Genomic DNA, 625 nt, shown 5'->3' on the forward strand with positions numbered 1-625 from the left:
TCGGCGACCTCGTGCGCGATCTCCCGCTGACGATCAACGCCTGTCTGATCGTCATCCTTGAGGTGCGAGATCCGGCAGTAGATCGCGGCAGGCTCACCCGCCCACGGGCGCCGCTGATCCTCCCCGCTACCGCCCCCGGCCCGCCGCGCACGTAGCCGAGCACGGACCGCCCGCGCACGCTCCTTGTCCAACCCATGATCGCTCATGAGCCGTAGTGTATGAACATGGTTCGGTTCTGACCGTCGATCAGGGGCGCGGGTCGGAGCGGGAGACCCGCGGGCGGGGGAGTCGCCAGCGCCGCGGCAGTAGCGCGCGCTGCGCGGCGTAGGCCCGCACCCGCACCCGGGAGTCCGGGTACTTCTCCGCGACGCGCCGGCTCACCTGCCAGGAGAGCAGGATCGAGTCGATGACGACCGCGACGATCCCGAGCAGCATCAGCAGGGTCGCGGCCAGCCTGATCGATGCGTTCGGGACCAGTCCGCCGACGAAGTAGACGACGGCGATTGGCAAGAAGAACGATCCGACGTTGATCCGCGTGTCCACGAAGTCGCGGGTCAGTACGCGCTCGGGCGCGCGTTCACGCGCTGGCAGCCGGCTGACGTCGCCGGACATCATCGCCGCGCGG

At 69.6% G+C, this 625-nt stretch carries 1 protein-coding gene; it reads right to left on the minus strand.

Translation table 11 applies throughout. The features are described from left to right. Positions 1-246 precede the first annotated feature (246 nt). On the minus strand, positions 247-625 hold a 379-nt coding region (locus tag AC08ON_RS14520; RefSeq protein WP_476617155.1), incomplete at its 5' end, for a DUF3043 domain-containing protein.

It is taken from the genome of Frankia sp. CoWAU3, assembly GCF_977971855.1.